Consider the following 12,274-nt stretch of genomic DNA (forward strand, 5'->3'; position numbering starts at 1 on the left):
GCAGCTCCTCTGAAAAAAATATCGGTAAATATTCTCCCTCCTTCTGATTAATCCTTCTGCAATACCTGGTATGGTCACCTTGGAGGCGATGGTTTTTCCTCCCCGAAGCCAAGGCATCTGAAAAACCCTTGGCCGGTGGGAAAAGAGTAACACCAGGTTGTAATCTGTTAACAGAAAGTTAACATCAGAGCTATTTACCTAAGGGGGAATAGATGGTATCATATGGATGAAAGAAAGATGCAGCAGTAGTTGTACGAGCAGCGGAGGTGAAAAAAATGGATTCAATCAGCGGATCCAAACCGATACAATACACGCCCCAGCAGAGATTATCTGATGCAGGCGGAAACTCAAAGGAACCGGTCTTCGTAGACGGCTTTGAGAAGAGCAATTACGAAGCTCCGGCCTTCAACAATGCCGATGCCCTTAAGCGCATGGCAGCCATCAACGGGAAAGCCGAGGTGGGAAAGGTAGAAGACGCAAGACCGGCAGTTGCCGATGACTTCAGTGATCTTGCTCTCAGCGGCCCCAATACCAAGGAACTGCTCTGGATGGGGATATAAGAGGCAAAGGGAGTTTTCCCGGAGGAAAAGAGTCGGAAAAAACAAAAAGTGAATATTGAGAAGAAAAGAGGAGGCTTGCAGGTCGGTATAGAAGAAATTAGCCTCCTTTTTATGTACTTTTAAGGGCAGATTGAAAAGTGAATATGCGGTCAGAAGAGGCTCGTAGATCGTGACATTGAAGAGGTTTGTTGCAAGGGAGGAATATTTTGGCTCTCTGATTTATGACAGACAGAGATGCGATTATATTCCCTTCGACAGGGACGCCACCGTTATTTTCAAGCAGAGCAGTGAGGGAAAAACCACTGACGAGATATTTCCCACTGTGGCGAAGAATGTCTCTGAGCAGAATTTCAAGACCTTTGTACAGCTCTGCCAGTCTATCGAGCTCATCGACGGCCAGGGGCATTTCGTGGGGGATTTCATCAGCAATCCCGTCGAGGACGGCCTGCAGGCCCTCTCTTCGCCTCTGAGAGTTCACCTTCAGGTGACCAATGAATGCCAGCTCAAATGCCGCCACTGCTCTCAGGATACCCGCGATGCTTTCCAGGATGAGCTTTCTCTTGAAGAGATTAAAAAGCTTATCGATGAAATGGCGGCAATCGGGTCGTTCGAGCTTAACGTAGGCGGAGGGGAGCCTTTTCTCAGGGAAGATCTTGTACAGATAGTTGCCCATGCCCGGAAAATGGGCATCAGCGTATCCATCTCTACGAGCGGTCTCTTTGTGAGCCGGGTGGTGGCCAAAAAGATAGCCGAATTGGGCCTCAAGAAGCTGAGAATCAGCTTTGATGGCGCCACGGAAAAATCATATGACTATTTCAGGGGAAAAGGGACTTACCGGCGGGCCATCAGGGGGATAAAGACCCTGAGAGAGCTTTTTGATATTCCCATCGTGGTTCATACGGTGCTTATGAAGCCCAACCTGAGCGAGATGCTGACCATTCTCAGGGCCGTGCAGAAGCTGCGGTGCACCACGTGGAGCGTCGATTTCGTAAAGCCCGTGGGAAGCGCCAAGGGCCTGAAGCAGTTCCTGCTTGATCCTGCCGATGCGGCGCAGGCGATGAAAACGATAAGGCGCCTTGCCGAGGCCTCGTCAATAAAAATAGTGATGCCCCAGTTCCCTTACAAAGCCCCCAAGAAAGGCATTTACAGGGGATTTGGATGCGTGGGCGCCAATCTTTACTGCTTTGTGAGTGCCCGGGGCGAAGTGAAGCCCTGTTCTTTTGTCTCGGGAGACTATTTCTCCGGGAATATCCGCCAGGCCTCTCTCAGGGAGCTGTGGCAGAAGGGCCCGGGCCACCAGAAATTCAGGGAGCTTGCCGGAAACGAGAACTGCCTTAACTGTGAATTTTATAACTCCTGCCGCGGCGGCTGCCGGGCCAGGGCCATCTATGAAGGAATCCCTGACGGAGTCGATCCCCTCTGTTTTGTGCAGTATGAGCGCCCTGAGCCAGAGCCGGTGAAGAAAGTTGATTCACTCGGTTTCATGTGATATACTATTTTTACATCCCTCGCTCAGTTTATAAAGGCATTTTTTCCCATTTAGGAATACCTTTCAATGCAGGTGGTATCTTGTTGATGAGAGGCCTTTTCCTGAAAGGCAGGTAAGCAATGAAAACATTCCAGACAATCGCCGTTGAGGAAGTGGACCGGATGGCCTGGATCACCATCAACAGGCCCGAAGCAAGGAATGCCCTCTCGAGCCAGGTTCTTGACGAGCTTGCCGCGGCGCTCAAAGAGCTCTCTCATACCCCGGAAGTGAAAGTGATCCTCATCACCGGCTCGGGAGACAAAGCCTTTGTGGCGGGAGCCGACATCAGGGAGCTCGAAAGCCTTGACAGGCAGGGCGCCATCGCCTTCTCCAGGAAGGGGCAGGCCCTCATGGAGCTCATTGAAAGCCTGGAAAAACCCGTCATAGCCGTGGTGAACGGCTATGCCCTCGGGGGAGGGTGCGAGCTTGCCATGGCCTGTGATATGAGGATTGCTTCGGAAAAAGCGCAGTTCGGGCAGCCTGAAATCACCCTGGGCCTCATCCCGGGCTACGGAGGAACGCAGCGCCTGCCAAGGCTTGTGGGAAAGGAGCGCGCGATGGGGCTGCTGCTCACGGGCAGGATTATCACGGCGCAGGAAGCGCTGAAGATAGGGCTTGTCATGGTGGTGGTACCCCATGAAAGTCTGCGAGACGAGGCCCGGGTCCTTGCTCAGAAAGTGTCTGAGAAAAGCGGCCCCGTTGCTGCCCTTATCAAAAAGGCGGTGAACAGGGGGATGGAGGTTACGCTCGGGGTGGGCTGTGCCGTGGAAAGAGAGCTTTTTGGCTCAGCCTTTGAGCTGGAAGACAAAAAGGAGGGCATAAGCGCCTTCCATGAAAAAAGATCGCCTCGCTTCGCCGATAAATAAGGAGGAGCTCCCGACAGGATCGGCCTGGCTTGAATCTTTTTGCGGTTTTGTGCACCTATAAGTGAGACAGAGAGGAATAAGCGGCACAGGGAAGTAATATATTGACTCACGGGACTGATGAGATTTCATGATGATAAGAAAAAAGCACTATGAACACCATCTGAAGGCCAAGGCTCTTGAGCCCCAGGAGCGTTTCTGCGCCCTTATCAAAAAAAGAGTCTGCATTCTCATTGAATATCAGGATTACAAGAGCATCAACGTCAAGGGCGAGCCGGGAACGCTCTACTGCGAGAATATCATTGACTGCTATCAAAATGACCGGCACTGCAAGTGGAGCGGTATCAGCCCCTCGTACCCGGACCCCCTCGTTCCCCTTGAGGAAATGGCACGGTTTCTCGAACCCGGAGAATCTGTGGAGGAAAAAAGGCGCTGTTCATAAATCTCTGCCCGCGAGGCTACGGTCTTTGAGGGGCGTTCCTTTCGCTTCCAGAGGTCCCCGTGAGTTTTTCCATGGTAGTGAGGCTTTGCGGCATATCCCTGGTCTGGCTCAAGAGCTCCTTATAAAGATAGGTAATAAAAAAGACATAATTCCTTGTTTCCGAAAAAGGCGGAATGCCGCTGTATTTTGACACATTGCCCGGCCCCGCGTTGTAGCTTGCCAGTGCCAGGGCTGTCTGGTTGGGCTTGCCTTCCCACATGGCAAGCAGGGAGCTCAGGTATTTCACGGCACCCCCTATATTCTGCATCACGTCGTCGGGATCGACCCCCAGCCCTGCGGCGGTTCCCGGCATGAGCTGACCCAGGCCTATGGCGCCGCTCCACGAGACGGCATCGGTATCCATGGCCGATTCGATCGTGAAAAGGGCTGTCATGAGCCTGGGATCAATGCCACATTTCTTGCAGTAATAGATGATGCTCTTTGTTATCTGAAGGGTGAGATCCTTGGTATAATGTGGATTATGCATCTTTATCCAGTAAAAGAGATAGGGAGTGTAAGGAGAGCTTACCTGGTAAGTTTCTTTTCCTGCGGAAAAGGTAAAGTCATCGGGAATGCCATAGAGCTCCCTCGATGCGCTGAAGCCGCTTTCCTGCCCTGCCTCGAGCAGGATGATAGACCAGGCGTCAAGGTAGTAAAGCCTGTTCTGCTTGTCGAGTACGATGGTCCCCTTGATCCCGACGCGGTAGCCTTTCCTGTTGTAATCGAGGTTTCTCGCCGTGTCATCGGCCAGGGCCCATACATAATCATCGCCAATCCTCAGGAGCATAAAGGAATAGCCATCCTGGTAAGCAAACTCCTCGATGATCCCGGTCCAGAATACTCTCCCCGCGCATGCTTTTTTAAGAGCCTCGAGATGCTCCTTCGAGGCTGGTGCGAGCCTCTCAAGCTCCCGCACTTTTTTCAGGGTGAGCTTTTCATTGACAAGGTTTTTCTGGAATTTCCACTGGGGCTCCCAGGATCCCGCCATGGCCTGTCCCCCTGTGAAACAGACCAGCGTGAGCATCATGAGGAGTGCCAACCCCATGCTTGGTAATGCTTTCATATATTCCGGCCGTCCCTCCTCAATTGTGCCTGATGGGTATGAGGTTTCGCCCTTCCCCGGAATTGTCCTCCAGGAAGGAGCCCCGGACCAGAGAGGAAGAAAGCAACTTAGCGAGAATATAGTCCTTTCATGCCGGAGGCCCTTTCAGGTTCCGGAGTGTTCCCCGAGGCGGGAAAAAGGAGGTTCCATAATGAAAAAATTCCCGGGAATCCTGGTGGCATTTTTTTTGATATCGGTCATGGCGCTCCTCTGCGGGTGCGGTGGCAAATTCCAGCCGGGGCGCCGCGGGAAGCCCTCGCCGTCCCCTACGGCCTCTCCTTCGCCGAAAAATGACTCTTACGAGAACAAGACCGTAGGCTACCGGTTCTCCATTCCTCCCGACTGGGTGGCTCCCAATCCTGAATTTGCCGGTGATATATACCTCGAGTACGGTGAGGCACCCTTTTCACCGGTCCCCTCATTTAACAGCCAGAGTGAGAAGGTGAAGGGCGTGTCAAGCGCCGATCTTCATGATCCCAAGTACCAGAGAACTCTCAAGGATGAAATTGAGCCGGGTCTCAAGGCTGCGGAGGAGAACAATATAAAAATGGGTTCCGTGCCTGCCTACCAGATTGTCTATGGCGTTGATCAGGGCGACAACTCCATCATCATCCACCAGACCTATGTATATCACAATGGATATCTTATCGTTTTTACCGGCGGCTGCAGGGAGGACAAGTACCTCGAGTTCGAGTCCGTCTTTGACGGCTTTATCGAGTCGGTAGTCCTGGACTGAGCCTATTTCTTCTGTGCCTCTTCCTGGGCTTTCTTCAGAAGCTCCGTGGCTTTCTGGACTTTCTGGAGTTTGCCCACACCCTGCCAGATGATCTGTACTCCGGCGATGAGGTTGTTCTTGTCGCCCTGCTGGATGTACTGCCTGAAAAAGGAGATGCCTGTGAGGATATCGTCGGTGCCCTCTCTGAACACTTCCTTTGCCTCCTCGAGCATTTCCTTGATCTGTATCGCCTGTTCCCTCTGCTCGCCCTTGAGGGAGTCAAGGTTTACCTGCGGGAGGGGGCCGTATGCCTTTCTGCCCTCGACGACAAGCAGCTCAAGCTCGTTGACAATCTCGGTGAATTCCTCTATGGCGATGTGTCCCTCAGAAACCTTGTTCACCGCGTCGAAGACCTTGTAAATATTCTCCGTCATCGTGATTTCTTCGGTGGGAGCCCTGCCTTCTACATGCTCGTCTTGCTCGTCAAGCTCGAAGGTCCTCGCGGGCTGCAGCATTTCCGCCGAGGCGGGGAGCACGGCACCGCATTTTTCGCAGGTTTTCCTGTCGGAAGGATTATAGTGGGAGCACCTGATGCAGGGCGTTTTTCCTTCGCGCTCGGAAATTGACTGGAAAATTTCGCTCGTGGCCTGGAGCTGCTTTACTCCCTCTGTGAGCTTTGAGGCGGCCTGGGCGAGGAGGAGCGTGTCTCTCACCTCCAGGAACCGGTAATAGTCTGCAATAGCCCCTTCATAGGTGGTGAGGGCCTTCACGGCGTTCTCCATCTCTTCCTTCACAAGCACGGAATCGACGGGGTTTCTTCTCACTGCCTCAAACTGCATCTTGGTGTTCAGGAAGTTATCTTCAAGGGTCTTCAGGGCCTCAAGGAACATCTCCTCGGACTCTGCAGTGGCTCCAAGGGTCATGCTCAGGTTGATCACAAGGTTCGCCTGAGGTGACGTAGTGGGCATCTGGGTCATCCGCTTCAGATTTACGGCAGGGATAAGCTCCATTATGCGCTCAGCGGCATGGGTATAATTGTCAATGCCGGCCTTCACCACGTCATTGTCCTGATTCTTGATGCCGGACCTTATGTCGGCGCAGGCTTGCTGGTGGGCTTCGTAGGCTTTCTTCAGGAGTTCCTCCTCGGGAATGAGGTTCTGCCTGTTGAGCTCTGCCATTGCCCTGTGAACGACGATATATTCGCGCTCGATGATGGTCTGGAGCTTTTCGGTCCACGCGGGGAGCTCCTCTTGAGATGCCTCGTTGAGGCTGTTGAAGGTGGAGAGGACAAGGTTCAGGATAGGAATCGATGTCGGTCCCATGGCAACGAGGGCCCTGTTGCGGTAAGCCAGGAAAGCATCATTCATGCTGCCTGAGGCTCCTCTCACCTTTTCGGCGCCCCTTACAATGTCAAACTTGTCGCCGGTGCGGAAAAATTGTTCCAGCACGTCAAGGGCTTCGTAATAGGCGGCGAAGCACTCCATGGCCTGTTCGGTCTCTCTCTGGCATTCCTGCTGTATCTGAGGAGGCTGCTCCTGGGAGGTTTTCTGGAAATCGGCCTGCATCTCTCCCAGAGAACCCCGGGTTTTCTCTATGGCTTCTGCGAGCTTTTCCTTGTCGGCTCTTCCTTCAAGGACATCAAGGCAGATATCAAGTAGCATGTGTCCTGTTTCGCTTGTGGCAGGTGCATTTTCTCCCTGTAGCATGGCGCTCCTCCGTTGTGCTTTTAGTGTTTTTTATATATTTTGATTCTCTGCAGCGGAATTCCTCTAATTTCATGGTAAATTTGTGGCTCCCCGGGGATCATGGCGGGCAGCGGCTGAGGTGAAAAATGAAGGAGAGGCATTTCTGCCTCTCCCTGTGCTTCTCCTCCGATGCGAACTCTTTGTTATTGCAATTTCTCTAGGTTCCGCCAAGCCTCGGATCGTCGTAGAGATCATGGACGTGCTTGTTGTTCCACCAGTGGTTATCAACGCGGGCCAGATCCCTGTACATCGGCGTCACGTTAAGGTTCTCATCCTGCTTGTAGATGTCCTTGTAAATGAAGTTCCCGTTCCTGCCGTAGCCGACATAGGCGGTCTCGCCGTCTGTCTGGTTGGCATCGTTCCAGTAACGCTGGTAAGGATTGTAGCTCACGTTCTGGATCTTGTTGCCGTTGGCGTCAATCTTGATCGACTCGGCGCCGTCATAGATGCTGTAATTCTCAATGACTCCCTGGGGACCTGTGGCATTCATGGTGATCTTGGTGCCGTCGGCAAGGATGAGTGACCTGGTCTTCTCGTCCCAGTCCTTGATGTGCTTCCCGTCAACGTACTCGTGGGGATCACCTGAATGCTCCACCTTGTGCTTCCCTGAGGGATCAGTTATGGTGAGCTTGCCACCGTTAATCTCCACATTCCAGCCGCCGCTTGTTTTGTAGGTGATCGGCTTCCCTGCGCCATCCTGGCTGAGCTGGCCGCCGTAGTTCATGGGAGGCTGGGGCTGCTGGTAAGGCGGGTAATATCCTGCATTGGCGTAAGAACCGCCCTGGCCTGCGTAAGCGTTCGCGTAGCTGCCATAGTTGCCGTAGGAACCATAGCTGTTGTAACCCGGGAAGCCCATCAGGCTTGTGGAATTGCCGCCATACTGATTATATCCACCACCGCCGTAATAAGGAGGCTGCGGGTAGTAGGGGCACATCTGGCTCTGCTGGGATGACTGCTGGTTGTTGCAGTTATTGAATATAAGAGCGAGAAGGCCTGCCGTGGCTCCTCCCATGATGGCGCCGCCCAGAGGGTTGCCCATGGTCATCCCGCACAGGCCGCCCATTGCCGCGCCTCCCAGGAAGCCCTGCATGGGATTTCCCTGAATGCCTGATGAGGCTCCGAACATTCCCGATGCGAAACCGAACATTCCGCCAATCGGCCCAAACATGATTCCCATTGGAATCGAACCCATCATTCCACCGGCTATGCTCTGCATGAAGTCGCTCATTATGGTCACCTCGCTGTTTAGTTTTTCTGAGTATATTATCTCTCATTTTTCAGAAGAAGTCAAGAGGTGTTTTACAATGTTAACAAAGATTTAACAATGTTAACATATTGGCAATAAACAGGCCATGCCGTTTGTGGGGAGGCAGGGCTGAAAAGCCCTTCATTATAAGGAAAACAGAGGCTTGCAGGATTTTATGACGACGGGTTCAATATATCATAGGTATCATGGGAAATGCGCTGATGAAGTTTCCCGGTGCATAGAGAAAAAGAGCGCACAGGGCATGAAGCAGACCTGCCGGAGGCACGAGTCGAGCCATGGATGAGAAAGTAATAGGTTTCCTCTCTTTCCGCGAGAGCCTTCCCGGCGCCGTCATTGACGAGATAAACAGGAGAAGAATCGACGGGGTGAGGGCTGAGCACTGCAAGGTCTCCGAGTCAAGGATCGGGGAGAAGAATCCTTACTCGGTCATCGTTGACAGGGTCTCTCATATTGTATCCTATTACAAGCCCTATCTCAAGAATGCCGCCCTTTCAGGGACCTACGTGATAAACAATCCTTTCTGGCTTCTTGCCGATGACAAGTTTTACAATTACAGCCTTGCATCAAGGCTCGGCGTGGCCGTTCCGCGCACCGTGTGCCTTCCCTCAAGGACCTATCCTGTTGACACCGATGAGGGCGATCTTCACAATCTCGCCGGCGAGATGGACTGGGCAGGCATCACGGAATACGTGGGCTTCCCCGCGATACTCAAGCCCTATGACGGTTACGGGTGGCGCAATGTCTACCGGGTGAACACGCCGGGAGAGTTCTTTGAAAAATACGAGGAAACTGGCGAAATGGTCATGGTGCTCCAGGAATATATTCAATATGAACATTACATACGGTGCATTGTGATCGGCAGGAGCCACGTGCTCCCCATCAGGTATGATCCCTCGCAGCCTTTCGGCGGGCGCCAGTATATAGTGGATCATGAGCACCTCACTGCCGAGCTGGGGCAGCGCATCGTGGACGATTGCATCACAATCAACAGGGCCCTGGGTTACGACATGAACAGCGTGGAGTTTGCCATCAAGAACGGAACCCCCTATGCAGTGGATTTCATGAACCCGATCCCTGACACTGAGCCTGAGCGGATCTCCGCGGAGTATTTCTCCTGGGTCGTGAACAGGCTTGCCGACGTGACGATAGAGTATGCGCTCAGCGGGAAGAAAACCATAGATTTCGAGAAGCTCGAGAGAAAGTTGAAGGCTCTGCCGCCACCCTGCAAAGAGCTGCAGGGCGGCAACGCTCCGCAGGAGCTACAGAGCAGCGATGCTCCCCAAGAGCCCGGATAGTAAAATTTTATTGGAGGAGTGACTACCATGGCATGCAAGAATCTTGAAGGCGTGGCGAAAAAGATCTCAAAGCGGTTTGACGGTCTCAACGAGGCAAGAGACAGGATCCTGAAAGTCCAGAGAGATATCATCAGGGCTTCGTCGCTCTCGATCAGGGCGACCCATCGAGGCGAGTTTGAGAGGGCCCGTGAATTGCTCGGGGAGGCCCGCAGCCTTTTCACGGGCAATGCGGAAACCCTCAAGCACTATCCGGAGCTTTACTATACGGGCTTTGTACAGGATGCCCAGAAGGAGTACGCCGAGGCCTCGATCACCCTTGCTCTCATCCTCCGCGAGCCCATATCGGATCCCGACGAGCTGGGCGTGGAATACGCCTCCTATCTCAATGGCATGGGCGAGGCCGTAGGTGAGCTCAGGCGCTACCTCCTTGACAGGATAAGGGCAGAGGACGAGGCGACAGGAGAGGACATCATGGAGTCCATGGATGAGATTTACTATGTCCTCACCTCAATGGACTATCCTGATGCGATAACGAGGGGCCTCAGGAGGACCACCGATATCGCGCGCTCCACCATAGAGAAGACAAGGGGCGATCTCACCCATAACCTGGGGCAGAAGCGGCTGAAGAAAAGTCTCATGCACCTGGAAGAAAAGCTTGCCTCCGGTGGTATGGCATGATGAGGGGGGCAGCTCTCCACCCACCCATGAAGGAGGAATCACCATGGCGGCTCTTTTTAGAATCTCCGCGCTGATATGCCTTATAAGTATCCTTGCCCTGCCCTGCCTGGCCAAGGAGAAGGTACCGTCCCCCCTCCCGGGGGAGATCCCCTCTCAATGGTCGCCTGTGGATGGCGCCCAGGGAGTGCAGTATGCCCCCGGCCAGTCCTATGACATCTTCCGGTACACTGACGGATATTACTGCCTGAACCAGGGGAAGTGGTACAGAAAGGCCGATGAAAAGGCTCCATGGAGCGTAACGGTGAATATTCCCCAGGTCTTTTTCCAGGTCCAGTCGGGCTATTTCAAGTATCCCCCGGGCTGGGCCAAGGGCAGGAAAGCGGGCTGGAGCGGCGCACCGGTGCCTCCCGGTCAGCTGAAAAAGAACACCGGCACGAAGGGCGCCAAAGTGCCTCCGGGACAGGTAAAATAGGGGGGGGCTATTCCCCTTGACGGGGTGCCCCGTCAGGAGCCGATCCCGAGGGAGGTGGCTCAGGGGGAGGGGCTCCCGGTGCCGCAGGTGTCCCCGGGTTGGGTGGAATCCCCGGTGCGGGGGGCGCCGTGCCCGTGAGCGGCGGCTTCTTCTCTTCCTCGTAGAGCTTCTTCTTGATCCACTCGTACACGTGGCTTCCAATGAAAAAGAGGGCCATGATGACAATGGTCCACAGTATCATGGTCTTCATCATCTTGATGGCTTTGAGGAAAGCCTTGATGATGGCGATGATGATGGCGATGATGCCTCCGTAAGCGAGAAACCTTGCGAAATTCCGCATGACACCCACCTTGTGCAGAAAGATGTGCTCCCTGCCTCTCTGCTGCTCTTCTTCCCGCAGGGAAACAAGCCTAATTTCTCATGTGAGCATGGCATTTCCTTCTTAGGGCATGCATCGGATCACATTTTCCCATGCACTTTCTCCCCCTCACAAATCACCAGCCTATGAGATAGCCGGAGAGTTTTGCCGGGAAGTGCGGCCGCACCCAGGATTCAAAACGCAGATAAAGAACCTGGTAAATATGCCCTTCAATCACTCCTGTCCTTCTTTTTCCGGAAAGAGCCGGAATATATCGCGCTTCCAGTGAAAGCGGCACAGCATAGCATTCATGAAGTCTTCAAAGGAGGGACAGATCCAGTTCGCGCCATCACCGCCACCAAATACCCGGGTCAACGGGCCAAGACCATACCGCTCAACTCCAATCATCGCCGCGGTCTCCCAGAAATTATCGGCGTCCATCAGTCCGCCGAAGTAAGTTTTCCGGGTCACTTCATACTCACCATTTCCCTCAGTCCCCCGCCGGGGACGCTTCCCCTCATACCATAATCCCAGGCGGATTTCTTTTTTCGCGCTGGCTTTGGGCGCCCTTTTCGAATCATATCATCACACTGGCTTAACATTGAAGAAAGGCCGTCACGGGAAGATTCAAAAGTGTTCTGCCGGAATTGTTCACTTATCTGCTCATAACCCATTCCCGGCTCAAAAGAGATCTCAATAGGAGGAGGCTGGTAGCGGAGCACGAAGGGTTCTCTGAATTCAATGGTATCGAGAAAATCAAAATCCTTTTTGAGTACTTGTGCATCTATTAACATAGGTCTGCTACTCCTTTGGCTTAATGGTTTTGCACCTATAGAGATGAAAAAGAGTGGCAGGCCGCTTCATTTTTCCTGAACAATATCTTTACAGACAAGTCGATGGGCCTGGGGAGAGTGTGGATAAGCCCCGGGAAGGGTGATGGACCACGAGGCTTATCCAAATCCTGTGGACAGCGAATTGTCACAAATCTTCTCCTGTCCACAGGATGGCACTCTCCCCGGGCATCCACCTCCGCGGCAAAGATTAGTTATGAAAGGAAATCTCTGGAGAGGCCCCAGGGGTGATCGGTGTGACGAAACTACCGGGGAAAACATGATCCGATGTACTCCCGCCTGCCGTACCATAAGTATAGAGGTTTGCTGTTGCCTCAGGATGTCCCTGATGTTAAAGAAGCTTGGATTATTGTAAAAAT

Annotated in this window: 14 protein-coding genes; 8 read left to right on the top strand and 6 right to left on the bottom strand. The window is 53.2% G+C overall.

Features of this window, described 5'->3' with window-relative positions; all coding sequences use genetic code 11:
* Positions 1-275 precede the first annotated feature (275 nt).
* The 4 genes from RDV48_22860 to RDV48_22875 all read left to right on the top strand — a co-directional run bounded on the left by RDV48_22860 (position 276) and on the right by RDV48_22875 (position 3,393).
* Positions 276-560 (top strand): hypothetical protein, encoded by a 285-nt coding sequence (locus tag RDV48_22860; GenBank protein ID MDQ7825659.1) that lies wholly within the window; start codon positions 276-278, stop codon positions 558-560.
* A gap of 169 nt (positions 561-729) precedes the next feature.
* Positions 730-2,049: a radical SAM protein gene (locus RDV48_22865; GenBank protein ID MDQ7825660.1), complete on the top strand. Its 1,320-nt coding sequence runs from the start codon at positions 730-732 to the stop codon at positions 2,047-2,049.
* A gap of 119 nt (positions 2,050-2,168) precedes the next feature.
* Entirely contained in the window at positions 2,169-2,954 is a 786-nt protein-coding gene (locus RDV48_22870) for an enoyl-CoA hydratase-related protein (protein ID MDQ7825661.1), read from the top strand.
* Positions 2,955-3,081: 127 nt separating this feature from the next.
* Complete coding sequence (locus RDV48_22875; protein MDQ7825662.1) at positions 3,082-3,393, top strand: hypothetical protein; 312 nt, start codon at positions 3,082-3,084, stop codon at positions 3,391-3,393.
* Positions 3,394-3,409: 16 nt separating this feature from the next.
* On the opposite strand, the gene RDV48_22880 is transcribed toward RDV48_22875, so the two are convergent.
* Positions 3,410-4,477 carry a lytic transglycosylase domain-containing protein gene (locus RDV48_22880; GenBank protein ID MDQ7825663.1) on the bottom strand — a complete coding sequence of 356 codons (1,068 nt, stop codon included), beginning with the start codon at positions 4,475-4,477 and terminating at the stop codon, positions 3,410-3,412.
* Between the two features lie 208 nt (positions 4,478-4,685).
* Here RDV48_22880 and RDV48_22885 point away from each other — a divergent pair, with 208 nt between their 5' ends.
* The gene (locus RDV48_22885) at positions 4,686-5,270 is read left to right on the top strand and encodes a PsbP-related protein (GenBank protein ID MDQ7825664.1); all 585 of its coding nucleotides are present in this window, start codon (positions 4,686-4,688) and stop codon (positions 5,268-5,270) included.
* Positions 5,271-5,272: 2 nt separating this feature from the next.
* On the opposite strand, the gene RDV48_22890 is transcribed toward RDV48_22885, so the two are convergent.
* On the bottom strand, positions 5,273-6,955 hold the full coding sequence (locus tag RDV48_22890; protein ID MDQ7825665.1) for a hypothetical protein: 1,683 nt from the start codon (positions 6,953-6,955) through the stop codon (positions 5,273-5,275).
* Between the two features lie 196 nt (positions 6,956-7,151).
* The gene (locus RDV48_22895; GenBank protein ID MDQ7825666.1) at positions 7,152-8,222 is read right to left on the bottom strand and encodes a hypothetical protein; all 1,071 of its coding nucleotides are present in this window, start codon (positions 8,220-8,222) and stop codon (positions 7,152-7,154) included.
* Between the two features lie 314 nt (positions 8,223-8,536).
* On the opposite strand from RDV48_22895, the gene RDV48_22900 reads away from it, so the two are divergent.
* Genes RDV48_22900 through RDV48_22910 form a run of 3 tightly spaced genes read left to right on the top strand, consistent with a single transcriptional unit; the run spans position 8,537 to position 10,706 of the window.
* Positions 8,537-9,556 (top strand): hypothetical protein, encoded by a 1,020-nt coding sequence (locus tag RDV48_22900; protein MDQ7825667.1) that lies wholly within the window; start codon positions 8,537-8,539, stop codon positions 9,554-9,556.
* 27 nt (positions 9,557-9,583) lie between these two features.
* Positions 9,584-10,234, top strand: a complete 651-nt coding sequence (locus tag RDV48_22905) for a haloacid dehalogenase (GenBank protein ID MDQ7825668.1) — start codon at positions 9,584-9,586, stop codon at positions 10,232-10,234.
* A 43-nt stretch (positions 10,235-10,277) separates the two neighbouring features.
* Positions 10,278-10,706: a hypothetical protein gene (locus RDV48_22910; protein MDQ7825669.1), complete on the top strand. Its 429-nt coding sequence runs from the start codon at positions 10,278-10,280 to the stop codon at positions 10,704-10,706.
* 7 nt (positions 10,707-10,713) lie between these two features.
* Here the strand turns inward: RDV48_22910 and RDV48_22915 are convergent, their stop codons facing one another.
* The 3 genes from RDV48_22915 to RDV48_22925 form a co-directional block, all read right to left on the bottom strand.
* On the bottom strand, positions 10,714-11,046 hold the full coding sequence (locus RDV48_22915; GenBank protein ID MDQ7825670.1) for a hypothetical protein: 333 nt from the start codon (positions 11,044-11,046) through the stop codon (positions 10,714-10,716).
* 252 nt (positions 11,047-11,298) lie between these two features.
* Positions 11,299-11,535 carry a hypothetical protein gene (locus RDV48_22920; GenBank protein ID MDQ7825671.1) on the bottom strand — a complete coding sequence of 79 codons (237 nt, stop codon included), beginning with the start codon at positions 11,533-11,535 and terminating at the stop codon, positions 11,299-11,301.
* Positions 11,532-11,858, bottom strand: a complete 327-nt coding sequence (locus RDV48_22925) for a hypothetical protein (GenBank protein ID MDQ7825672.1) — start codon at positions 11,856-11,858, stop codon at positions 11,532-11,534. The genes RDV48_22920 and RDV48_22925 overlap by 4 nt, the downstream gene beginning before the upstream one ends.
* Between the last annotated feature and the right edge of the window lie 416 nt (positions 11,859-12,274).

The sequence above is a fragment of the Candidatus Eremiobacterota bacterium genome, assembly GCA_031082125.1.
Lineage (GTDB): Bacteria > Vulcanimicrobiota > CADAWZ01 > CADAWZ01 > Ess09-12 > Ess09-12.